Annotated in this window: 20 protein-coding genes; 6 read left to right on the forward strand and 14 right to left on the reverse strand. The window is 65.6% G+C overall.

The window, feature by feature from the left end; translation table 11 throughout:
* The first annotated feature begins 287 nt into the window (after nt 1-287).
* Complete coding sequence (locus O4220_RS19435) at nt 288-1,613, forward strand: PhoH family protein (protein WP_170945933.1); 1,326 nt, start codon at nt 288-290, stop codon at nt 1,611-1,613.
* Between the two features lie 84 nt (nt 1,614-1,697).
* Here the strand turns inward: O4220_RS19435 and O4220_RS19440 are convergent, their stop codons facing one another.
* Nucleotides 1,698-2,105: a limonene-1,2-epoxide hydrolase family protein gene (locus O4220_RS19440; protein WP_269607118.1), complete on the reverse strand. Its 408-nt coding sequence runs from the start codon at nt 2,103-2,105 to the stop codon at nt 1,698-1,700.
* A 249-nt stretch (nt 2,106-2,354) separates the two neighbouring features.
* On the opposite strand from O4220_RS19440, the gene O4220_RS19445 reads away from it, so the two are divergent.
* On the forward strand, nt 2,355-3,212 hold the full coding sequence (locus O4220_RS19445; protein WP_269607119.1) for an acyl-ACP desaturase: 858 nt from the start codon (nt 2,355-2,357) through the stop codon (nt 3,210-3,212).
* A 131-nt stretch (nt 3,213-3,343) separates the two neighbouring features.
* Here O4220_RS19445 and O4220_RS19450 read toward each other — a convergent pair whose 3' ends face one another.
* Nucleotides 3,344-4,747, reverse strand: coding sequence for a class II fumarate hydratase (locus tag O4220_RS19450; RefSeq protein WP_032402962.1), 1,404 nt, complete (start codon nt 4,745-4,747; stop codon nt 3,344-3,346).
* Nucleotides 4,748-4,779: 32 nt separating this feature from the next.
* Nucleotides 4,780-5,820, reverse strand: a complete 1,041-nt coding sequence (gene glpX, locus O4220_RS19455) for a class II fructose-bisphosphatase (protein WP_032402963.1) — start codon at nt 5,818-5,820, stop codon at nt 4,780-4,782.
* A 135-nt stretch (nt 5,821-5,955) separates the two neighbouring features.
* Here glpX and O4220_RS19460 point away from each other — a divergent pair, with 135 nt between their 5' ends.
* The gene (locus O4220_RS19460) at nt 5,956-6,528 is read left to right on the forward strand and encodes a DUF4245 domain-containing protein (RefSeq protein ID WP_269607120.1); all 573 of its coding nucleotides are present in this window, start codon (nt 5,956-5,958) and stop codon (nt 6,526-6,528) included.
* On the opposite strand, the gene O4220_RS19465 is transcribed toward O4220_RS19460, so the two are convergent.
* The 3 genes from O4220_RS19465 to O4220_RS19475 all read right to left on the reverse strand — a co-directional run bounded on the left by O4220_RS19465 (nt 6,525) and on the right by O4220_RS19475 (nt 8,652).
* Nucleotides 6,525-6,749, reverse strand: a complete 225-nt coding sequence (locus O4220_RS19465) for an exodeoxyribonuclease VII small subunit (protein WP_269607121.1) — start codon at nt 6,747-6,749, stop codon at nt 6,525-6,527. The genes O4220_RS19460 and O4220_RS19465 overlap by 4 nt on opposite strands.
* Nucleotides 6,750-6,778: 29 nt before the next feature.
* The gene (xseA, locus tag O4220_RS19470; RefSeq protein WP_420030438.1) at nt 6,779-7,957 is read right to left on the reverse strand and encodes an exodeoxyribonuclease VII large subunit; all 1,179 of its coding nucleotides are present in this window, start codon (nt 7,955-7,957) and stop codon (nt 6,779-6,781) included.
* A 95-nt stretch (nt 7,958-8,052) separates the two neighbouring features.
* The gene (locus O4220_RS19475) at nt 8,053-8,652 is read right to left on the reverse strand and encodes a lipid droplet-associated protein (RefSeq protein WP_269607123.1); all 600 of its coding nucleotides are present in this window, start codon (nt 8,650-8,652) and stop codon (nt 8,053-8,055) included.
* An 88-nt stretch (nt 8,653-8,740) separates the two neighbouring features.
* Between O4220_RS19475 and O4220_RS19480 the strand changes: the two genes are divergently transcribed.
* Nucleotides 8,741-9,748 carry a 4-hydroxy-3-methylbut-2-enyl diphosphate reductase gene (locus tag O4220_RS19480; protein ID WP_269607124.1) on the forward strand — a complete coding sequence of 336 codons (1,008 nt, stop codon included), beginning with the start codon at nt 8,741-8,743 and terminating at the stop codon, nt 9,746-9,748.
* A gap of 62 nt (nt 9,749-9,810) precedes the next feature.
* Here O4220_RS19480 and O4220_RS19485 read toward each other — a convergent pair whose 3' ends face one another.
* Nucleotides 9,811-10,947: a DUF6542 domain-containing protein gene (locus tag O4220_RS19485; RefSeq protein WP_269607125.1), complete on the reverse strand. Its 1,137-nt coding sequence runs from the start codon at nt 10,945-10,947 to the stop codon at nt 9,811-9,813.
* Nucleotides 10,948-10,967: 20 nt separating this feature from the next.
* A complete protein-coding gene (locus tag O4220_RS19490; protein ID WP_269607126.1) occupies nt 10,968-12,134 on the reverse strand; it encodes a DNA recombination protein RmuC in 1,167 nt (388 codons plus the stop codon).
* A 125-nt stretch (nt 12,135-12,259) separates the two neighbouring features.
* Between O4220_RS19490 and O4220_RS19495 the strand changes: the two genes are divergently transcribed.
* Together O4220_RS19495 and O4220_RS19500 are read left to right on the forward strand one after the other, a co-directional pair.
* Entirely contained in the window at nt 12,260-13,441 is a 1,182-nt protein-coding gene (locus O4220_RS19495; RefSeq protein ID WP_269607127.1) for an exonuclease SbcCD subunit D, read from the forward strand.
* Nucleotides 13,438-16,446: an AAA family ATPase gene (locus O4220_RS19500; protein WP_269607128.1), complete on the forward strand. Its 3,009-nt coding sequence runs from the start codon at nt 13,438-13,440 to the stop codon at nt 16,444-16,446. Before O4220_RS19495 ends, O4220_RS19500 begins: the two co-directional genes overlap by 4 nt.
* Here O4220_RS19500 and O4220_RS19505 read toward each other — a convergent pair.
* The 6 genes from O4220_RS19505 to O4220_RS19530 all read right to left on the reverse strand — a co-directional run bounded on the left by O4220_RS19505 (nt 16,428) and on the right by O4220_RS19530 (nt 23,544).
* Nucleotides 16,428-17,669 carry an AI-2E family transporter gene (locus O4220_RS19505; protein ID WP_269607129.1) on the reverse strand — a complete coding sequence of 414 codons (1,242 nt, stop codon included), beginning with the start codon at nt 17,667-17,669 and terminating at the stop codon, nt 16,428-16,430. The two genes, O4220_RS19500 and O4220_RS19505, sit on opposite strands and share 19 nt — an antisense overlap.
* Nucleotides 17,670-17,765: 96 nt before the next feature.
* Complete coding sequence (locus tag O4220_RS19510; protein ID WP_269607130.1) at nt 17,766-18,263, reverse strand: methylated-DNA--[protein]-cysteine S-methyltransferase; 498 nt, start codon at nt 18,261-18,263, stop codon at nt 17,766-17,768.
* Nucleotides 18,260-19,726, reverse strand: coding sequence for a DNA-3-methyladenine glycosylase 2 family protein (locus tag O4220_RS19515; RefSeq protein WP_269607131.1), 1,467 nt, complete (start codon nt 19,724-19,726; stop codon nt 18,260-18,262). The genes O4220_RS19510 and O4220_RS19515 overlap by 4 nt, the downstream gene beginning before the upstream one ends.
* Before the next feature lie 57 nt (nt 19,727-19,783).
* Complete coding sequence (locus O4220_RS19520) at nt 19,784-19,954, reverse strand: YbdD/YjiX family protein (RefSeq protein WP_269607132.1); 171 nt, start codon at nt 19,952-19,954, stop codon at nt 19,784-19,786.
* Nucleotides 19,955-22,228 (reverse strand): carbon starvation CstA family protein, encoded by a 2,274-nt coding sequence (locus O4220_RS19525; protein WP_269607133.1) that lies wholly within the window; start codon nt 22,226-22,228, stop codon nt 19,955-19,957.
* Nucleotides 22,229-22,362: 134 nt separating this feature from the next.
* Nucleotides 22,363-23,544: an ROK family transcriptional regulator gene (locus O4220_RS19530; RefSeq protein WP_269607271.1), complete on the reverse strand. Its 1,182-nt coding sequence runs from the start codon at nt 23,542-23,544 to the stop codon at nt 22,363-22,365.
* Nucleotides 23,545-23,665 lie beyond the last annotated feature (121 nt).

A 23,665-nucleotide genomic window follows, 5' to 3' on the forward strand; every position in this document is an offset into this window, starting at 1 on the left:
TCCTGGGAGGGCGGCTTCGGTACGGATCGGCGGCCGACCTGGGGCGACGTCGACGTAACGCGTTGTTCACCGACACGCCAGACACTTAGCGAGCCGAACCTGGGTTTCGGCGGTACCGTCGGCATTAACAGGCAGCGGGGAAGCTACCTGTGCGGGAGGTTCTGATACGTGACTGAGCTAGTGAGCGCGAGAGGGCCGGTACCCGGTCCTCGTGTCACCTGACACATCGGACCCGACCGGCCGAGCGACAGAGTTTGCGCGGTACCGCGCAGACGTAGGAGCCCCACGTGACCACTTCACGCTCCGTTTCCGCCCCTCTTCGGACATTCGTGCTCGATACCTCGGTCCTGCTGTCGGATCCCTGGGCAGTCATCCGGTTCGCCGAGCACAATGTGGTACTTCCGTTGATCGTGATCAGCGAGTTGGAGGGCAAACGCCACCATCACGAACTGGGATGGTTCGCGCGGGAATCCTTGCGCATGCTCGACGACCTTCGAGTCGAATTCGGCCGACTCGACCAGCCGGTTCCCATCGGAACATCCGGTGGCACACTACAAGTCGAGCTCAATCACACCGATCCTTCGGTACTTCCCGTCGGGTTTCGTACCGACTCCAACGACTCCAGAATCCTTGCGTGCGCCCTGAATCTGGCAGCCGAGGGCAAGGACGTGGTGTTGGTCAGCAAAGACATCCCGCTGCGCGTCAAGGCCGGAGCCGTCGGACTCCCCGCCGACGAGTACCACGCCCACGACGTCGTGCCGTCCGGCTGGACCGGCATGACCGAGCTCGACGTGCCGTCCGACGCGGTCGACACACTGTTCAACGACGGCGTCATCGACCTGGCGGAGGCGCGAGACCTGCCGTGTCACACGGGAGTTCGACTGCTTGCCGGACGGCAGAGTGCGCTGGGCCGCGTCACTCCCGACAAGCAGATTCAGCTCGTGCGCGGTGAGCGTGAGGCATTCGGCCTGCACGGCCGTTCGGCAGAACAGCGAGTCGCACTCGATCTTCTGCTCGACGAGAGCATCGGCATCGTCTCGCTCGGTGGAAAGGCAGGCACCGGTAAGTCCGCTCTGGCGCTGACCGCCGGACTGGAGGCCGTCCTCGAACGTCGCTCGCATCGGAAAGTCGTTGTGTTCCGGCCTCTTTACGCCGTCGGTGGCCAGGAGCTCGGCTATCTCCCCGGCAGCGAGAGCGAGAAGATGGGGCCGTGGGGCCAGGCGGTCTTCGACACGCTCGAAGGCCTGGCGAGCCCGGAGGTCATGGAGGAGGTCATCGCCCGCGGAATGCTGGAAGTGTTGCCACTGACGCACATTCGCGGCCGATCGCTGCACGATTCCTTCGTGATCGTCGACGAGGCGCAGTCCCTCGAACGCAACGTTCTGCTGACGGTACTGTCCCGGCTCGGTTCGGGCTCACGCGTCGTACTGACCCACGACGTCGCGCAGCGAGACAACCTGCGCGTCGGGCGACACGACGGCGTCGCCGCCGTGATCGAGAAGCTCAAGGGACACCCGCTTTTCGCGCACATCACGCTCACCCGCAGTGAGCGTTCACCGATCGCCGCACTGGTGACGGAAATGTTGGAAGAGTTCGGGCCTTCAGGAGCCTGACCCTACGTGAGCGTGGAGCCTGCGGGTCATTCCGCAGGCTCCACTCTTGCCTCGTAGCCCACTACGAAGTTCCGCTCACCTGGGTCACCGGCCCAACGCAGCCCGTAGTGTTCCTCGTGCAACACCTTTCAGGAAATCGACAGTGTCGAAGTAGTCTCGCCACACGGCCACTTTGTCGTCGCGCAGCTCGAAGGTTCCGCACACCCAGAACTCGATTCGGAGCCGCCGCCAGATCAGGACGTCGGTGCGCTCGGTGAGCACGACATCTCCGTGCGCCGCGATGTTGTGGATGGTGACGTCGAAGCCGAACGTCGGCTTGGCCAGCAACGCCATGAACCTGCCGACGTTCGAGGTGCCGCGCACCTTGGGGAGCCCGACGTTGTGCCACACGACGCGGTCGTCGAGAAGGGACAGTGCGCGATCGGTGTCGCGAAGCCTCAATGCGTCGAACAGATCTTCCACGATCTTGGTTGCCTGCTGTGTGTCGGTCACGTGGTGAATCGCCCCAATCCGTCGCCGTCGGAGAACTCCAGTGTGACCGTGTTCCCCTCGTATGCCGCCTGAAGAACGGTTCCGTCCGGTGCGTTCTCCCGCTCTGCTCGAACGAGAAGGTATCACCGTTCCCTCACGTCGATGGCTGGATGCTCCGAGACTGGACCTGCGACGACCTGGCGTTAGGAGAAATCACAGAGGTCAGGGGCATGACGTCGGGCGCTGGAGTGCAGGCGCTACGGTTACCACATGTCTACGAACCTGTCCGACGGTGATCTGCTGGTCCGTTTGGAGCCCGCGGTCGAAGAGAATCTACGACGCCACATCGAGGTGGCGAGCGAGTGGCACCCCCATGACCTGGCACCGTTCGACGAGGGCAAGAATTTCGCCTTCCTCGGCGGCGAGGACTGGACACCCGACCAGTCGCACCTCAGCGACGTCGAAATCCTGGCCGCGACGGTCGCAGTCCTGGTGGCCGACAACCTGCCCGCCTACCACCGCGAACTGGCCCATGCACTCACCGGCCTCGGTGCCTGGTGGAAGTGGACCGGCCGGTGGACGTCGGAGGAGAACCGGCAGTCGATCGTGCTCCGCAACTTCCTGGTACTCACCCGCGCCGTCGATCCGGTCGCACTCGAGCGCGTCCGGATGGAGCACATGACACTCGGCTACGACGCGCCGAGCCATCATCTGCTCGATATCTTGGCTCACTTCGCCATCGAGGAAGCTGCCGCCGCGCTGCGTCACCGCAACACGGTTGCCCTCAGCAAGGATCCGGTACTTGCCACCATTCTCGGCAAGATCGCCGACGACGACGCACTGCAGTCGGCATTCTTCGCCAGCATCCTCGACGAGGCATTCGCTGTGGTGCCGGACCAGGCCGCACGCGCAATCGCAGACCGCGTGAACGGGTTCTCGATCCCCGTCGTCGACCTGCCCGAGCGCGGTAACAGCACCGTCGCACTCGCCGAAGCCGGCATCTACGACGCCGATCAGGAACGCGAGAAGGTGTTCAAGCCCCTGCTCGCCGGCTGGAAGATCTTCGATCGCACCGATCTGGGTGAGGACGGGCTGAAGGCACGCGAGGAACTCACACACCTGGCTTGAGGTTCTCCGCTTCGAACGAACCCGCCCCCGGTGGGGATCAATGCGACTTTGTTGCAGTCTGAGTGACTGAAACCCACATTGATCCCACCGGGGGCGGGCGCGTTCAGGGGTACGGCGGGGGAGCGGGGAAGCTAGTCCTTGACCTTCGCCATGGCGAGGACGTCGAGGCGCTTGTCGAGTTCTGCCTCGCTGAGCTTGTCGCCGATCAGTCCGCGGTCGATGACCGTCTGACGGATCGTCTTCTTCTCCTTCAGAGCCTGCTTGGCGACCGCTGCCGCTTCCTCGTAGCCGATTGCCGAGTTCAGTGGCGTCACGATGGACGGCGAGGACTCGGCGAGGGTCTTGAGGTGATCGACGTTCGCAACCAAGCCGACGACGCACTTGTCGGCGAAGAGCACCGAGACGTTGGCGAGCAGCTTGAACGATTCGAGGACGTTGCGCGCCATCATCGGGATGTACACGTTGAGCTCGAATGCACCCGATGCGCCACCGAAAGCGACTGCGGCATCGTTACCGATGACCTGTGCGGCGACCTGCGTAACTGCCTCGGGCAGAACGGGATTGACCTTGCCGGGCATGATGGAGCTACCGGGCTGCAGGTCGGGGAGGGCCAGCTCGCCGAGTCCGGTGAGCGGTCCCGATCCCATCCAGCGAATGTCGTTGGCGATCTTGGTCAGTGACACCGCGATGGTGCGCAGTGCGCCCGATGCTTCGACGAGTCCGTCGCGCGCGGCCTGTGCCTCGAACGAATCCTTGGCCGCGGTGAGCGCATCGATGCCGGTCGACTTGACCAGTTCCGCAACAACTTTCGGGCCGAAGCCGTCGGGTGCGTTGAGGCCGGTGCCGACGGCGGTACCGCCGATGGGCAGCTCACCCAGTCGGGGCAGGGTGGCCTCGACGCGCTCGATGCCGGCCTCGATCTGACGGGCGTAGCCGCCGAATTCCTGGCCGAGGGTAACCGGAACGGCATCCATGAGGTGGGTGCGGCCGGACTTCACGACGGTCTTCCACTCGACTGCCTTGGCGGCCAGTGCCTCGTGCAGGTGCTTCAGCGCAGGCACCAGTGAGGTGACCGCTGCCTCGGTCGCTGCGACGTGGGTGGCCGTCGGGAACGTGTCGTTGGAGGACTGCGACATGTTCACGTGATCGTTGGGGTGCACCTCGACGCCGTTCGCCTTGGCGATCGACGCGATGACCTCGTTGGCGTTCATGTTGGAGCTGGTGCCCGAGCCGGTCTGGAAGACGTCGATCGGGAACTGGTCGTCGTGCTTGCCGTCGGCGATCTCGGTGGCCGCTGCGATGATCGCGTCGGCCAATGCGCCGTCGAGCAGACCGAGGTCCTTGTTGACCTGCGCGCAGGCTGCCTTGAGCAGGCCCATCGCGCGGATCTGGGTGCGCTCGAGCGGACGTCCCGAGATGGGGAAGTTCTCCACCGCACGCTGAGTCTGGGCACGCCAGAGCGCGTCGATGGGAACGCGAACCTCTCCCATGGTGTCGTGTTCGATCCGGAACTGCTGTTCGTCTGTCTGCGTCATGAGCCTTACTTTGCCAGTCGTGGTTTCGGTGATCAGAAGGACGGTGCTTGGCCGGATTCGTCGGCGTCGAAGTCGACCGAGGAGTATTCGCGCAGCTTCTCGAGGCGGTGGTAGGCGTCGATCATGCGCACGGTGCCGGACTTCGAGCGCATGACGATGGACTGGGTGTGCGCGCCGCCGCCTGCGTAGCGAACGCCGCGCAGCAGGTCACCGTCGGTGACGCCGGTGGCGGTGAAGAAGACGTTCTCGCCCGAGACGAGGTCCTTGGTGTCGAGGACGCGATCGAGGTCGTGGCCCGCATCGATGGCCTTCTGCTTCTCGTCGTCGTCCGTGGGTGCCAGACGCCCGAGGATGGCACCGTCCATGCACCGCATCGCGGCGGCGGCGATGATGCCCTCGGGCGTGCCGCCGATTCCGATGAGCATGTCGGTGCCCGAGTCGGGACGAGCGGCGGCGATCGCACCGGCCACGTCACCGTCGGAGATCAACCGGATGCGGGATCCGGCGTCGCGCACCTGCTGGATCAGTTCGGCGTGCCGCGGGCGATCGAGGATGCACACCGTGACGTCCGACGCAGATCCCTTCTTGATCTTGGCGATCCGAGCGATGTTCTCGGCGACGGGGACGGTGATGTCGATGACGTCGGCGTAGTCGGGGCCGACGGCGATCTTCTCCATGTAGAAGACGGCGGACGGGTCGAACATCGCGCCACGCTCGGCGACGGCGAGGACCGAGATGGCGTTGGGCATGCCCTTGGCCATCAGCGTCGTTCCGTCGACGGGGTCGACGGCGAAGTCGACGTCCGGTCCGTTGCCGTTACCGACCTCTTCGCCGTTGTAGAGCATCGGCGCTTCGTCCTTCTCGCCTTCACCGATGACGACGACGCCGCGCATCGAGACCGAGGCGACCAACTGACGCATGGCGTCGACTGCCGCTCCGTCGCCACCTTCCTTGTCGCCGCGACCTACCCAGCGGCCCGATGCGAGTGCACCGGCCTCGGTGACGCGTACGAGTTCGAGTGCGAGGTTGCGATCTGGCGCCATGGCGCGAGTGGACTCGGTGCTGGCCGTCATCGGTTTGTAGCCTCCTGGTTGGTGGGGTGTTACCCAGGCGCGATTATCTCACTTCTGTGATGCCTGCGGTGGGGTCGGGTCGACTGTGAGGTACGCGCCGACCGAGCACTGCCGCGCAGAGGGGATACTGGTGAAGTGGCGAACAGCAAACCCCGGATTCTCAACAACAACCGCGACATGGTGTGGTCGCTCATTCCGCTGGTCATTGCCTGTTTGCTGATCGCGGGCGTGGCCAGTCAATGCTCGCTCAGCCCCGGTGGCCCCAAGCAGGGGCCAATCCCCAACTTCGACGTGAACACCGCGTTGCAATACGACGCATCGGAAATCGGCTTCCCGGTGCGTAATCCGAGTGTTCCCGAGGGTTGGACGCCCAACTCGGGCAGTCGCGCGACCATCTCCGGCGACAACGGCGGAGCGGTGTCGACTGTCGGATACATCACCGGTACCGGCGCTTACCTGCAACTGACTCAGTCCTCCGCAACCGAGGAACAGTTGGTTCCGTTCGTGGCCGGCAGTGAAACGGCGTACGCCTCGGGTGCGCAGAACGTATCCGGTCGAGATTGGGTGGTCTACGGCGAGGAAGGGTCGCGAAACTACTGGGTCTCCGATTTCGGTGACGTCCGAATACTGCTGGGCGGCACCGCAACCACCGAGGATTTCACCACTCTCGCGGCGACCCTCGAGGCCACCGAACCGCTCGTTCCCTAGCCGTCCTTCTCGGTGCTCGCAAGTGCGGTCTCGATCCGCTTGCGGGCGCCTGCAAGTTGTTCCTCGCAGCGCGCGGCCAGTTGCTCGCCGCGTTCCCACAGGGCCAGAGATGCATCGAGATCGAGCCCGCCCTGCTCGAGAATCCGCACCACGCCCACCAGTTCGTCACGGGCTTCCTCGTAGCCCAGTTCCGATACCGGCTTGTCTTCGTTCTCGCTCATCGAATCTCCCTCTGTCGTTTCACTCGGCGTCATTTCACTCGGCCCATCACTGCGGCGGTGACGGCACCGTCGGCCACCCGCACTCTGATCTGTGTACCCGGCGGCGCGTCCTCTACCGAACGCAGCACTTCGGGATCGGAGCCTGCCACCACCCTCTGCACGACGGCATAGCCCCGAGCAAGTGTGGCAGCCGGTCCCAGCGTCGCCAGCCGCGCCCGCAGATGTTCGACGAGCGTGTCCTGGGTGGTGAGTTCGCGCTGTACGTCGCGTCGTGCCGCATCGGTCAAGCGTCGAATTTCCTCGCGTCGCTGCTCGAGTGAGGCGAGCGGATCTGCCAGTACCGGTCGGTGCCGGAGCATATCGAGGCCACGTGCCTCGCGCTCGACCCAGTTGCGCAGAGCGGCAGCGCTTCTGGACTTCAGCTCCGATACCAGCGCTTGCTCGGCGACGGCGTCGGGAACCACGAGTTTGGCGGCGTCGGTGGGGGTTGCGGCGCGCAGGTCTGCGACGTGGTCGCTGAGCGGACTGTCGGGCTCGTGACCGATCGCGCTGACGATCGGTGTGGTGGCCCGAGAGATGGCGCGGCACAGAGCCTCGTCCGAGAACGGCAGCAGATCCTCGACGCTACCGCCGCCGCGGGCCAGGATGATGACGTCGACGCCGGGGTCGTCGTTCAGGTCCTTCAGCGCGTCCAGAATCGCCGGCACCGCCTGAGGCCCTTGAACCGGGGTGTTGCGGACCTCGAATCGAACTGCGGGCCAACGCCTCTGGGCGACAGTGAGGACGTCCTTCTCGGCTGCGCTGGCCCGGGCGGTGATGAGTCCGATGGTGCCGGGCAGAAACGGCAACGGACGCTTGAGCCGTGGGTCGAACAACCCCTCTGCGGCGAGCAGTGCTCGGAGACGTTCGATGCGAGCGAGAAGCTCGCCCACACCCACAGCGCGAATGTCGGTGGCGCGCAGCGAAATGGTTCCGCGGCCGGTGAAGAACGACAGCTTGCCGTACAGAATGACGCGTGCGCCCTCGGTCAGCGGAACAGGCGAACGATCGAGCAGTTGAGGCGAACACGTCACCGACAGCGACATGTCGGCCGACGGATCACGCAGCGTCAGAAAGGCAGTGCGGGTACCGGGTCTGGCGTTGATCTGCGTGAGTTGCCCCTCGACCCAGATGCTGCCGAGCTTGTCGATCCAGCCGGCGACCTTCATCGCGACGGTGCGCACCGGCCATGGCTGTTCGGCAGAACTCGCGGCAGCCTGCGTGGAACCCGGCTGGGTGGGACCGGACTGGGTTGGGGGAGTGCTCACTTGGCCTTGGCGGTGGTGATTCGGTTCGCCAGCATCGTCTGGAACGGTGCGCGGGCGAGCGTGTCGTTCTCGTAGTCGAGCAGAGCCTCGAGGTCCTCGACCGAGAGCGTGCGCAACCGTGCGCGCAGCTGCGCCAGCGCGAGGGTGTCGAAGTCGATCATCTCGACGATCTCGGGCTTGTCGACGGACGGAGCTCGCTTGGCCGAGGTGTCCTGGACCGGCTCGTCCAGCGGAGGCGTCGAGTACAGCGCAAAGCGGCCGTTGGCGGCGACCGGCTCGGCCACCGGCGCATCGGGTACATCGACGTCGTCGGTGATGACAGGGGTGTCGACAGCATCGTCGTCGTCCTCGTCGAACGAGGCCCACGCGGGCTGCTCCTCGCGCGGAGTGCCGACAACCGGCAGGGTCGCGATGATCAGATCGCCCTTGATGGCCAACGCCGTCACCTGCTGCTGGAAACGCATACCGCGCGCCAGCGCTTCACTGACAACCGTCATCGGCAGCATAAGGGCGGAACCGGGAAGCTTGCGAGCCTCTTCTACCACGGTCACTGCGACGCCAGCGGCCACGCGAGCTGCAAAGGGGACTCGAGTCATGCCCACCAGACTGCCCGAAGTCGTGAACTTTGGGTAGCCGACAGGCTGGAGACGCAGCGAGGTTACGACCTACACGTATCCTGGAGGTATGTCTTCGGCCGTTCCTCTGAATCTTGGTATCACACAGTCAGCCGGCGCGGGTAAGTCCGCGTACGCCGGGGGTAAGCGAGTGCTGCTCGCGGAGCCGCGTGGCTACTGCGCAGGCGTCGATCGTGCGGTCGAGACCGTCGAGAAAGCATTGGAACAACACGGTGCGCCGGTCTACGTCCGCAAGGAGATCGTCCACAACAAGCACGTGGTCGAGACGCTGTCCGATCGCGGCGCGGTGTTCGTCGAGGAAACCGACGAGGTGCCGGAGGGTTCGCTGCTCGTGTTTTCGGCACACGGCGTTTCCCCTGCCGTGCACACCTCCGCGGCGGAGCGGAACCTGCGCACCATCGACGCCACCTGCCCGCTGGTGACCAAGGTGCACCAGGAAGCGAAGCGGTTCGCTCGCGACGACTACGACATTCTCCTGATCGGTCACGAGGGTCACGAGGAGGTCGAGGGCACGGCAGGCGAGGCTCCCGAGCACATTCAGCTGGTGGACGGCCCCGAGTCGGTCGCCAACGTCACCGTCCGCGACGAGAACAAGGTGATCTGGTTGTCGCAGACCACGCTGAGCGTCGACGAGACGATGATGACTGTCGCCAAGCTGCGCGAGCGTTTCCCGACGTTGCAGGACCCACCCAGCGACGACATCTGCTACGCCACCCAGAACCGTCAGGTCGCGGTGAAGGCGATGGCTCCGGAATGCGATCTGGTGATCGTCGTCGGCTCGAAGAACTCGTCGAATTCGGTGCGTCTGGTGGAGGTTGCCCTGAACGCCGGTGCGCGGGCGAGCTACCTCGTCGACTACGCCAAGGAGATCGACCTGGCCTGGCTCGACGGGGTCGAGACCATCGGCATCACCTCGGGCGCGTCGGTTCCGGAGATCCTGGTGCAGGGCGTCATCGACCTGTTCGCCGAGTACGGATACGCAGACGTGCAGCCGGTCACCACGGCCAACGAGACGCTGGTGTTCTCACTTCCCCGCGAACTTCGTCCGGCTCGGTAAGACCCCCGGGCGCCCACTTCTGTAAGGGCTCCGACCCGATCGCTGACGCCCGTGGGGCCCGTTCAGTCGGTGTGGCGGTCGCGGTAGCGAACCTGCGGCACCGGATGCGGCGGAATGTCGTCCCGATGGGCACCAGGCAGCGAGTGGTTCCCGGGAGCCCGATCGGTGTCGGTGGACGACGGGGTCTGGCTCGATGAGGTGTTCTGGGGAGCTACGACGGGCCGGGACCCGGTGGCGTACGGACCGGGGACCTCACGAGGAGGCTGCACCGGAGTCGACCGTTGGCGGCGATGCTCTGTCGAGTAACGAGGCTCGCCCGATTGCGGCCGCGGTGATTGCCGAGCCTGAGGCTGCTGAGACTGCGGGTATTGCGGGCGCTGGTAGTCGGGTTTTTGGTACTCCGACCTGGCGTGATCCTGCCGAGGTGAATCGGTGTCGGAGTGTCGGTTCTGGGGCGGTGGTACTGCCCCGGACGAGCGGCGTGCGCTCGCGCTCGGATCCGCGACCCGTGACGTGCGCGAGGCCGGATCGGAACGAGAGTCGGTGCCTCTTCGTCCGACGTACGGCCCGGGCACGATGTCGGTGGCCTCGGTAGCGGAAACGGCGCTGCGATCGGCCGATGGGGTAGCCCGCCTGCGGTTGCGTTCGGGACGCGCTTCCTGTGCACGTCGCTGCGCACGGGTGGGCTTGTCGTCACCGGGCTTCGGAGTGCGGCGTGCTGCACTCTCGGACTTCGAGCTTCGCCGAACCGCAGGGGCATGGGTGTTCTGCCGCTTGAGCACGATGCGCAGTGCTCCGAGTCCGACGGCCACGAGGGTACCGAGCAGCATCAACGGGAAGCGATTGACCAGCGGAATCGCGACGTTGAGAATGATGTCCTTGAGGCTGGTACCCGCGTTGTCGGTGAAGTACTGGTACGACAGCGGTACGGCGACGAACAAGATCAGCGGGGCTTGCACCATCGCGGTGAACAGTCCGCGGTAACGAACGAGCACAACGGCTGCGATGCAGCCGAGGATGTAGAAGAACGCGAACGCGCCGGTCAGCTCCGTGCCGCGGGCGGCATCGATGAGGAACCCGAGGAAAGTCAGCCCTGCGGCGATCGCGACGGCACCCCACGCGGGCACACCGGGCAGAGTCGCGAGGATGGATCGGTGATCCAGCGGTACCCCGGATCGGGCACGTTGGGAGGTAGACACCCCTCGAGGTTAGCCGTTGTTCAGCCGACTGCATCGTCGACATGACCGAAGTCGTGCCGGTAGCGGGACGAATCGGACAGTGTCGGACGCCCGTCCACCCGGCCGATCGTCACCGGCTCGGCGTCGAACAGCTCGAGTTCGTGCAGTTTTCTCGCCGTCACGCTCACCCGGGAATCCACCGACCCGACGGTGGAGTTGAAGGAGTCCACGGCCTTGCCGAGATTGGCCCCGAGCTTGTCCAAGTGCGTCGACACGACGCCGATGCGGGTGTACAACTCGCGCCCCAACTGCTGGATGCGCGCCGCATCCTCGGCCAATGATTCCTGCTTCCAGGTGTAGGCCACCGTGCGCAACAGCGCGACCAGGGTGGTGGGGGTGGCCAGGATCACGTTCCGTCCGAAGGCGTACTCGAGCAGGCCCGTATCGGACGTCAGTGCTGCATCCAGAAACGGGTCGCCGGGAACGAACAGCACGACGAATTCCGGCGTCGGCTCGAACGCCTCCCAGTACGCCTTGTCGGCCAACTGATCGATGTGGGTCCGCAGCTGCTTGGCGTGGCGTCGCAGGTTCTTCTCGCGAGCGCCCGGGGCCTCGTCCTGAGCGGCATCGAGGTAGGCCGCGAACGGCACCTTCGCGTCGACGACGATCTGACGACCGCCGGCGAGGCGGACGATCATGTCCGGTCTGATGCCGTCCTTGCTGACCTGAGTATCGAAATCGCAGTGCTTGAGCATCCCCGCCAGCTCGACGACCCGCTCGAGCTGAATCTCTCCCCACCGTCCTCTGATCTGCGGGGCACGCAGCGCCGTCACCAACTGGCCGGTTTGGGTGGACAGATGCATCGACGCTCGGTGCATGCCGGTGACCTGCTCGGACAGCCCTGCGTAGGCCCTGATTCGATTGTGCTCGACTTGCCGGACGTGCTCGGACAGCGCATCGACGGCGTCATGCAACGGCTCGACCAGGTGCGAGACCTGTTGCCCGATCACGGTGGAGTGTCGCCGAGCAGAATCCTCGTTGACCGCGCTCAACGACTGCCGAAGCATGCCTTCGTGCTCGCGCAGCGCAGCAAGTTGCGCCTCGGCCCGCACAGCTCTGTCTCCCATCCGCGAGGCGTGCAGCAACCAGCCCACTACCGCTCCGATGCCGAGGGCCACGAGCAGGCCGAACGCCGTGAGAATGTTCATGGAGACAGATGATGCAGGAAGGTACCGACAGACTTCGCTGCGCGGAGTTCGTGGATCGACCTCGGATCCCGACAGGCCGACGCGCCTCGAATAGTTTGTCGGTGCTTGGCGATAGCGTCGAACTCATGAGAATCCTGCACACCTCGGACTGGCACATAGGTCGCACCTTTCACGGTGTCGACCTGTTGGCCGATCAAGGCGCTGTGCTCGAGTCCATCGCGGAACTGGTTGCGGCACAATCGATCGATGTGGTGGTGGTACCGGGCGACATTTACGATCGCGCGGTGCCCAGCGCCGACGCCGTGCTGGTCTGCAATCGCGGGCTGGAGGCAATTCGAGCAGCGGGTGCCGTGATCGTCGCGACGTCGGGCAACCACGACTCCCCGGCTCGCCTGGGAGCCGGTGCTGCGTTCGCTTCGGCGGGAGGCCTGCACCTGATGACTCGGGTGGGCGATGTCGCCACACCGGTCGTCATCGACGACGAACACGGCGACGTCGCGTTCTACGGCATTCCGTATCTCGAGCCGGAGACCACCCGCGCGGAACTCGACGTTCCCGCAGCGCGTACCCACGCCGAGGTGCTCGGAGCCGCGATGGATCGCGTTCGCGGCGACCTCGAAACGAGAGCCGCTGCAGGACAACATGTTCGGTCGGTCGTGCTCGCGCATGCGTTCATCGTCGGCGGTGAGGCGACCGGTTCCGAGCGGTCCATTTCTTCCGGCGGCATCGAGACCGCACCTGCGTCGGCGTTCGACGGAGTCGACTACGTGGCGCTCGGTCACCTGCATTCTCCGCAGATTCTCACCGACCGAGTGCGGTACTCCGGGTCTCCTCTGCCGTATTCGTTCGGCGAGCGATCGCACCGCAAGGCCGTGTGGATTCTCGAACTCGACGCGAACGGACTCGGCAGCGTCGAGCGAGTGGACCTGCCGGTGGTGCGCGGGCTCGCCCGTATCGAAGGAACGGTCGAGGAGTTGCTCTCGGACGCAACCTATTTCGATGTCGAGGATCACTACGTCTCTGCCGTGCTCACCGACAACGTCCGTCCGGTCGACGCAATGCGATTGCTGCAGCAACGGTTTCGGCACGCGATACACCTGGAGTGGCGTCGCCCCGAGGGGTCGGGCGAGCTTCGCTACCGCGACCGGGTGCGCGGTCGCAGTGATCTCGCCATCGCCACCTCGTTCCTGACGGATATGCGTAGCGAGCCCACCGCAGCGGAGTCGGCGTTGCTGGCCCGCGCGTTGGCGTCGGTACAGCGCGAGGACGAGGTCACCGACGCTGCTGCAGACCGCGGTGCTGCGTGAGGCTGCATTCGCTCGAGATCACCGCGTTCGGACCCTTCGCGGGTACCGAGACGGTCGATTTCGATGCGCTCGGAGCCGATGGGCTCTTCTTGTTGCACGGGCACACGGGGGCCGGCAAGACGACGGTTCTCGACGCCGTGGCGTTTGCCCTGTACGGAACCGTGCCCGGGGCGCGCCGCGAGGGTAAGCGACTGCTGTCCGACCATGCGGCCGTCGGAGCGGTACCGAAGGTGACCCTCGAGGCGACCCTCGGCGGACGGCGCATCCGAATCGTGCGCAGTCCGGAGTTCCTGCGCCCCAAGCTCAGAAGCACCGGAACCACCAAGCAACACGCCAAGGCCAGTCTCACCTGGCTCGACGGTCGCGGGCAGAACCTCACCCGGCTGAGCGAGATCGGCGATGCCGTCAACGCGTTGCTGGGAATGAGCGCCGACCAGTTCTTCCAGGTGGTGCTGTTGCCGCAGGGCGAGTTCGCGCGTTTCCTCCGAGCCGACAGTGACGAGCGAGGGAGCCTGCTCGAAAGGCTCTTCGACACAGGCCGATTCGGTGACGTCGAAGAGTGGTTCGCGCAGCGCCGCCGAGAGTTGGCCGCCGATCTCGCCGATGCCCACCACAACATCGACATCATGCTCGGGCGGGTGTCGCAGGCATCGGGAGTGCCCGAGCCCGTCACCGACGACCGCGAACAACAGGACCCGCTCGACTGGGCGGCCGACGTCCTGGCCGACGCTCGCCAGAATCGGACCCTTGCTCAGGGGCGCGCGGTGTTGGTCGACGCGGCAGCTCGGCGTGCGTCCGAGGCGCTGGCTCAGGCCACGATCGTTCTGGATCTGCAGCACAGGCGTGCTCTCGCCGAGGAGCAACTCGCACAGCACCACGACGGGGAGGCGGCACGAGCAGCGCGCAGAACCGAACTGGCCGACTCCGCGGCCGCAGGACCTATCGCCGACGCCGCTGCGGACCTGTCTTTGGCGCGTGCGGCGGGCGAGGCGGCTACCGCCGCGCTGGCCGCAGCCGAACGCGAGCTACCGACGTCGCGGGAGGGGCAGCGGTTTCACGATGCACTGCATTGGCCACCCGCGCCGGGTGATCCTGCGGACGAGCGCACCGTCGTCGCGCAGTTCGTGCGGGACTGGACCACCGACGTCGCACGAATGCAGTCGTTGCTCGGCGTCGTACGCGAAGCAGACAAGCTCGACGGTGCCCTGGTCGACTATCGAGCGCAACAACGCAGCATTGCAGCGCAGATCGAGCGCACCGAGCAGCAGCAGGCTTCGATGCCCGAGAAGATCGCGGCCGCCGAATCTCGGGCGGCGCGAGCAGAGGCGGCCGCGACACAGCTGCCGGGCCTCGACGAGCGCTGCGAACGGGCTCGCGTGGCCGCGGAATCCGCCATCGAGTTGGTGCGCAAGCGCGCCGCGCTGGCCGAGAGCGAACGGTTCCGCGACTCTGCCGCTGCCGCACACAACACCGCGTGGGAGCACCTGCTCGATCTTCGTGAGCGCCGCATCGACGGGATGGCAGCAGAGCTGGCGGCCCGATTGAAAGACGGCGAGCCGTGCCAGGTGTGTGGATCGGCCGCGCATCCTCACCCCGCTGCGGCCTCGACGTCGACGGTGACCAAGGCTCAGGAAGACAAGGCAGCCGCCGCCGAACGTAAGGCGGCTGCCGCCCTCGATCAGGCGGTCGGGTCTGTCGCGGAGGCCAGACTCGCAGTGGACCTGCTGCACGATCGCACCGGGGGCGCGACTCTCGCGCAGCTGACCCAGGCCCTCGATACGGCAACGAGTTCGGTGCAGGATGCTCGTGCGAGCGCCGCGGATGCCGACCCGGCGAGGGCGGAACTGAGCCGACTGCGCCGCGAGACGGACGAACTGACGGTCACGTTCAACAACCTCGTCGCGTCGCGCGTGGCCGTGGACGAGCGGATATCGGCCACCGAGGAATCGCTGGCGCAGATGCGCGCGTCGGTGTCGCAGGAAGTGGGCGGGGGCGAGTCGCTCATCGATCGCATTGCCGAACGTGAGGCCCTGATCGACGGTGCCCGGCGAATTCAGGAGGCGCGGATCGTCTGGCTCGATGCGACTGCGCAGTCCGATGCACTGCGCGCCGAACTGGTCCGACGCGTTGCCGCATCGAGTTTCGACTCCGTCGAGGCTGCGGCCGCATCCGCTCTCACCGCAGATCGCGTCGAGCGAATCGAGGCCGAACTTCGCGCCGCCGACGAGCGGCGGGCGCATGCCGAACACGTACTACGTGAGCCCACCATCGTCGCCGTCGCCGGGCATGCGCCGGTGGACCTCGATCCGCTGCGACAGGCCTGTACCGAGCTCGACCGGCAGGTCAGATCCGCCGCCGCCACGGTAGCGGAATGCCGAAGGCGCGCAGACGATCTGGAACGACTGATCGCCGAACTGTCGACTGCGGCCGAGGCCATCGCGCCGCAACGCGCGGAATTCGACGAGCTCGCCAACCTGGCGGACGTGGTGGCCGGGCGCGGTCAGAATGCCAGGAAGATGTCGCTGCGGTCCTATGTTCTCGCGTCCCGGCTCGAGGACGTCGCCGAGTCGGCCTCTGCGCGACTGCGTCGGATGTCTTCGGGGCGATACGAATTCGTTCATTCCGACGAGGCGGGTGCTCGCGGTAAGCGTGGTGGTCTCGGCCTCGACATCCGCGACGACTACACCGGTGTCGTGCGCTCGGCCAAGACTCTCTCCGGTGGGGAGGCGTTCCTCGCGTCGCTGGCTCTCGCGTTGGGACTCGCCGACGTCGTGGCTGCCGAATCCGGTGGTGTCGTGCTCGACACCATGTTCATCGACGAGGGGTTCGGCACGCTCGATGCCGACACTCTCGAGCAGGTGATGGCCGTCCTCGACGAACTACGTGCAGGCGGACGCGTCGTCGGGGTCGTCAGTCACGTCGACGAGATGCGCCAGCGCATTCCCAGTCGCCTCTACGTCAAGCGGGAGCGCACCGGTTCGACGCTTCAGGTCGTCGCGTCCTGACCTGACGCAGTCTTGTCCGGCTTCGACTCGTCCTCGTCGTCCAGACCGGCCTGTTCGTCGGTCAGTCCCTCGGGCGGCGGGATTTCGTCTTCGAGTTCGTCCTGGTCCGGTTCGTTCGAGCGCGCGTCGATCTGTTCGGACAGGTACCGGATCAGCACTGCGGCAACAGCAGCCGCCGGGACCGCGAGAAATGCCCCGATGATGCCGAACAACGAGCTGCCACCCGCCACCGCGAGGAGCACGATCGCGGGATGCAGGTTCATGCTTCGACTCTGCAGAATCGGCTGCAGCACATTGCCTTCCAACTGCTGCACCGCGACGATGATGGCGAGCACGATCAGCGCCGTCGTCAGCCCGTTCGCCACCAGGGCCACGAGAACTGCGAGCGCACCCGCGACGAACGCACCGACGATCGGAATGAACCCGCCGAGGAACGTCAGCGTTGCGAGTACCAGCGCCAGCGGAACGCCGAGAATGACGAGTCCGAGGCCGATGAAGAAGGCGTCGATGAAACTGACGATGGCCTGAGTACGGATGAAGCCGCCGAGCGTCGCCCACATCCGAGAGAGCACCTCGCCCAGATGGCGGCCGGCGCGACCACCGGAGAACCCGTGCAGCCACGGCAGGAACTTCGGACCGTCCTTGACGAAGAAGAACGACAGAACCAGCACCAACGCCAGAGTGACCAGCAGCGAGCCGGCTGCCGATACGCCGCTGAACACGCCGGTAGCGATGACGTCCCCGCTGTCCTGCAGCCGCGAGATGATGGCCGACACGGCCGTATCGATCTGGTCGTCACCGATGTTGAGCGGCGGCCCCTTCAGCCAGTCCTGAACCTGCGCAATTCCGCCCGACGCCTGGTCCACCAACTCGGGAGCCTGCTCGGCCACCGACGGGATGATCAGGGTGATGACACCGCCGATGACGACGAAGAACACCACGAGCGAGACCGACGCGGCCAGCGCGGGAGGAAATCCGAGCCGCATCATCAGTTTCGCCGGCGGCCACAACACCGTCGCGACGATGACCGCGAGCAGGACCGGCAACAGGATCACCCACAGATGACCGATCAGCCAACCGAACACCCACGCTCCGGCCGCGATCGACACCAGGATGAGCGACCACTTGGCGAGCCACAGGCCGCCGACCCCGATGAGGTCTCCGCGGTCCTTGCCGGACTTGGCGGATGCCGTGGATTTTCCTGGCACTGCCGATTCGGTCACTGGGGCTTCCTCACATTCGGCGGATGGCGGATCGTGAAGAACCATAACGCCCGGGACCGTTCGACCGTGGGCCACCGCCACCCGACGCGGCAGCGGTCAGGCGCTCTCGTGCGCCAACAGCCATTTCTTCGCGGGCAGCCCCCATCGGAATCCGCCGAGCGCGCCGCCGATGCGGACCACCCGGTGACACGGCACGAACAGCGCGGCGGCATTGCGCGCACAGGCGGACGCCGCACCTCGGATGGCGGCGGGCCGGCCGGAGAGCTCCGCGAAGTGGGAGTAGGTCACCGGGGCTCCGGGTTCGACGGTGCGCAGTACATCCCAGGCATGCATCAGGAATTCACCGGACCGTTGCGCGACGCGCACATCGTCGATGCGTGTCAGCTCGCCGCGGTGGTAGGCGTCGACGGCTTCGGTGACCGTACCGAGGTCGGCGGCACTGCGAACGGTGTCGGGTCGCATCGTCGGGTGGATCAGGATTCGCAGTTCTTCGACATCATCGGTCCAGCCCGACGCGAGTACGCGCTGATCGTCGTCGACGATCGTGGTGAACGGGCCGATCGGGGTGTCCCGGGTGGCGGACGTAGCGGTCATGGCTGTCTTCTTTCCAATGCGGTGATCCACAGGTGCATCGAGACGTAGGAACGCCACGGAGCCCAGCGGGCGGAGTCCTTCAACGAGATGTCCAGCGCAGCCGCGCCTTGGCGAACGACCAGGTCGGTGTCGAGGAGAACGTCGGGGTCGCCGAGCAGCCGCATCACGACATAGCGAGCGGTCCACGGTCCGATACCTTTGAGCGCCAGCAGTTCTCGCTCCAGTTCGGGACCCTCGCGCGCGGGATGCAGCTCGACGGTTCCCGACGCGATGGCGTCGGCGACGCGGATGACGGTCTGTACGCGGGCCGCAGGGCCGGTGAGAACTTCGTGACCGCGTTCGGCGATGAGGGCGGGATCGGGAAACAACCTGGTGACGGTGTTGTTGCCGAGGTCGACTGGTTCACCCAGCGCGTCGACGAGCCGGGCAGTGTGGGTGGCTGCAGCTTTCAGCGAGATCTGTTGCCCGATAACGGTGCGCAGCAACATCTCTGCGCCGTCGACCACCCCGAGTGCCCGAATTCCGGGATGGGCCTCGACGCTCGGTGCCAACTGCGGGTCGGTGCGTAGGGCCTCGTCGACGGCAAGCGGATCGGCGTCGAGGTCGAGAAGATGTCGGATTCGGGCGACGGCGGGAGCGAGGTCTCGCATGTCCTGCAATGTCACTGCGGCACTGACGAATCCGTCCATCACTCGCAGCGCGACCAGTCCGCCGGCGTGCGGCAGGCGCAGTGATCGGACGTATTCTCCGTCTTCGGAGAACGATTCGATGCCCTCGACCACGTGACCACGAAGGAACCACTCGATCCAGCCGCGGTCCAACGGCTGGCGGTAGGGCAGTCGCAAGGTGACCGTTCCACCTGCGGTTGTCACCGCGGTGCGGTGTGCCTCCCGCCGCAGGGTGGACGGATCGACAGCGAACACTTCCTTGACGGTGTCGTTGAACTGCCGAACACTGGAAAAGCCGGCAGCGAAGGCGATGTCGGCCATCGTCATGTCGGTGGTCTGAATCAGTGTGCGGGCGGTGTGTGCCCGGTGCGCGCGGGCCAATGCCAGCGGGCCTGCACCGACCTCGGCCGTCAACACCCGTGTCAGTTGCCTGCTCGAGTAACCGAGGGTGCTGGCGAGGCCGTCGACGCCGCCGCGCTCGACGGCCCCGTCGGAGATCAGTCGCATTGCGCGAGAGCTGAGGTCGGAGTGGATGTTCCACCGCGGGGAACCGGGCGTGGCGTCGGGCTGGCAGCGGCGGCAGGCACGGTAGCCGGATTGTTGCGCTGCAGCGGCAGTGGCCAGGAACGAGACGTTGCCCGGCTTGGGTGTGCGTGCCGGGCAGGACGGTCGGCAGTAGATGCCGGTGGTGGATACGGCGGTGAAGAACTGGCCGTCGAACCGTGCGTCACGCGAGGAGACCGCGCGATAACACCGATCGAAGTCCAGTTCTTGCACCTGCCGTTCGCTGCTCATGCTCCTACTGTGTCAGCGCGATCCCGCCAGTGCTAGCGGGAATCGGACAGCACCGTGTCAGCAGCACCGTGCCCCCGGATTTCGGTCCGCTTCCGCGTGCCGGTCCTTCCAGTACTGCCGCACGGTCGGCGGCTCCTGGCCCGGATGGTGCCGAGCCAGGTGGGCGACGTAGTGGTCGTAATCGTGGTCGCCCATCACCGAGGTGATCCACCACCACAGCCCGCGCATCTAGTGCGCCGATCCGGGTCTGCGGACGGTGCCCGCGTCGATCAGCTCGTCCCACTCGGCCTGGACTTTTTTCTCGGCCGGAGTGAGCACAAATCCGGCGGGGCCGAAGATCTTCGACGGCACCTCCGGCTCTTCGTTGTCCGGCAGTTCGGCTCCGCGAACGGCCTTGATGCACACCCACACTCCGGCGATCACGACGACCAGGACGAGTACCGCGAAGATGATCGACAGCGTGCCCTGGATGAAGGTGTTGCGGATGACGGCGTCGATGGCCTCGGGTGTCTTGGCGCTGCCGAACTCGGTCAGCCCCTGCGCCTTGGCGTCGCGGAACTGCGAGTGCTGAGTCCAGTAGCCGATGGCCGGGACCGAGGAGAAGATCTTCTGGTACGAGGCCGTCATGGTGACGATCAGGTCCCAGGCGAGCGGAATACCGGGAATCCAGGCCCACTTGTAGAGACCTCGTTTGACGACGATGACCATGACCACCGTCAACGCGATCGCCGCGAGCAACTGGTTGGCGATACCGAACAGCGGGAACAGGGTGTTGATACCGCCCAGTGGATCGGTGACGCCCATGAGAAGGATTGCGCCCCAGGCCGCGACGACGATCAGCGAGCAGATCCACGCGCCGGGACGCCACGACGGATCCTTGAACTTCTTGGCCGAGGCTCCGGGCAAATTGCCGATGCTGTCGGAGAGCATGAAGCGCGCGACGCGGGTACCGGCGTCGACCGTGGTGAGAATGAACAGTGCCTCGAACATGATCGCGAAGTGGTACCAGAACGACTTGAGCGATTCGCCGCCGAACACCTGGTGCAGTACCTCGGACATGCCGAACGCGAGTGTCGGTGCTCCGCCGGTGCGAGAGATGATCGATTCCTCGCCCACATCGGTTGCCGCCTGACTCAATTCGGCCGCCGAAATGTCGCCGCCGCTCAGCCCCAATCCGTTGACGTACGTCGCCGCAGTCTCCGGGGTGCCGCCGGTCAATGTCGCCGGTGCGTTCAATGCGAAGTAGATGTGCTGATCGAGAACGCAGGCGGTGATGAGCGCCATGATGGCGACGAACGACTCGGTGAGCATGCCGCCGTAGCCGATCATGCGCATCTGCTTTTCCTTCTCGAGCAACTTCGGCGTGGTGCCGGAGGAGATCAGAGCGTGGAAACCGGAGAGTGCACCGCAGGCGATGGTGATGAACAGGAACGGGAACAGCGATCCCGCGAACGCCGGGCCGTTGCCCTCGGTGGCGAAGCTCGTCATGGCGGGCATCTGAATCTCGGGACGAGCGATGAGAATGCCGACGGCCAGCAGCGCGATTGTGCCGACCTTCATGAACGTCGACAGGTAATCGCGCGGGGCGAGCAACAGCCACACCGGCAGGATGCAGGCGAGCAGGCCGTAGCCGATCAGCAACCAGGCGACGGTCACCTTGGAGAGGGTGAACCAGTCGGTGCCCCACTCGGTTTCGGCAACCCAGCCGCCGGCGACAATGGCGAACAGCAGCAGGACGACACCGATGAGCGAGACCTCGGTGACGTTGCCCGGTCGCAGGTAGCGCAGGTACACGCCCATGAACAGTGCGATCGGGATGGTCAGCGCGATGGAGAAGACTCCCCATGGGCTTTCGGCGAGCGCGTTGACGACGACGAGTGCCAGCACCGCGATCAGGATGATCATGATGACGAACACCGCGATCAGCGCCGCGGTACCACCGACGACGCCGAGTTCGTCGCGGGCCATCTGGCCGAGGCTGCGGCCGTTGCGGCGCGTCGAGATCCACAGCACCAGGAAGTCCTGGACTGCACCGGCGAACACGACACCGATGATGATCCACATCGTGCCGGGTAGGTAGCCCATCTGGGCGGCGAGCACGGGTCCGACGAGGGGACCGGCTCCGGCGATGGCGGCGAAGTGGTGGCCGAACAACACCCGACGATCGGTCGGCATGTAGTCCTTGCCGTTTTCCAGAATCTCGGCCGGTGTCGCTCTGTCGTCGCGAGGAAAGACGATCTTGCGTTCGATCAACCTGGCGTAGAAGCGGAACGCGAAGATGTAGGTGCAGACGGCGGCGATGACGAACCAGACGGCGTTGGGGTTCTCCCCGCGCACGATGGCGATGATCGTCCAGGCGACGCCGCCGAGTAGGCCGATGGCGACGAGCATCAGACGCTTGGCCGTGCTCATCGGATGTGACTCGACGATGCCGACGGGTGGTAGGTCGGGATCTGTCTTCAGCAGTTCGACGTGTGGATCGTCGGGTGCTTTCAGTGACATGTGTGGGGTCTCCAGGATCGCAGGTGTGACTGCGATCACCCTATGTGGGCAGCCGGTGCTCGTCCTCGAATCGACGCATCGCGTTGCGCCCGGCGGTCGCTGGAGTGCGACGAACGGAGATGTCGCCGGGGGCGTCAGCTACCGAGCGCGTCGTCGACGGCCCGAGCGCTGAGTACCTGATCCAGCACCAGTGCTGCGCTACCGATGACCCCCGAGAGGTCACCGTGGGTGGTGGCCTGGATGGTGAGCGCCTTGGTGGCCAGTGCGGTTGCGTTTCCGTAGACGGTTTCGCGCAGTCCTGCAACGAAGATGTCGTATGCATTGGCCATGTCGCCGCCGACGATGAGGACCTCGGGGTTGAGTAGATTGACGGCTCCGGCCAGGGTTTCGCCGATGTGGCGTCCACTGTCGCGAATGAGTCTGCGTGCTTCGGGATCACCGCTGACCGCGAGGTCGACGACACCGCGGATGTGGCCCACTTCTCGGCCCTGCTCGTTCAGCGCGCGCACCAGTGCCCAGCCGCCGGCGATGGCCTCGAGGCAACCACTGTCGCCGCACCGGCACGCGACGCCCGCTGCGGCTGCGGTCTTGGTGTGGCCGAATTCGCCTGCAGCGCCCAATGATCCACGCTGTAGTGCGCCGCCCGCGACGATCCCGGCACCGAGACCCGTCGAGGCCTTGACCAAGAGCGCGTTCTGGAATCGATCTCGATTGTCCCGGCGTTCGGCCAGGACCATCGCGTTGGCGTCGTTGTCGAGAAAGACCGGAGCAGATGTGGTGTCGGCGAAGAACGGGGCCAGTGGCACTCCGTCCCAGCCGTGCATGATCGGTGAGTCCAGGCTGCACCCGCGCGCGGTGTCGGCGGTGCCGGGGATGGACAGGCCCACGCCGAGAATGCGATGTTCGGTTCGGTGCGATTCGTCGAGCAATGCCTGCAAACGCTTGGTGATCTGCGGCATCAGCTCGTCCGGTCCGATGCCGATTTCCTGATCGACGGTATCGCCGGCGAGAAATTCCCCACCGAGAGTGAAGACGCCCAGTTGCGAGCGGCTTCGTCCGATCGCAGCCGCGAGCACGACACCCGCGTCGACGTCGAAGGACAATCGCGCCGGGGGGCGTCCACCCGTCGACTGGGTGTCCTCGGTTTCGATGATCAAGCCGAGTCCGGCGAGTGCGGCGACACGGGAGGCGACGGCCGATCGGGACAGTCCGGTGATGCGGCCCAATTCGGATCGGGTGTCGGCTTCGCCGTCGCGAACCAGAGCGAAGATCTCACCTGCGGTCGCAGGTGGAGCGCTCATGCGCGGCATCGACATATACGCCATTCAACCAACTGGCAACTTTTACGGCAACACCCTAAGAATAGCTACTTAGAACTTTGAAAAACATAAGTTGGGTTGCTGATCGACTTAACTGGCTTTAGGCTGAGTCGTGAGA

It is taken from the genome of Rhodococcus ruber (assembly GCF_027270735.1).
Taxonomy (GTDB): domain Bacteria; phylum Actinomycetota; class Actinomycetes; order Mycobacteriales; family Mycobacteriaceae; genus Rhodococcoides; species Rhodococcoides rubrum_A.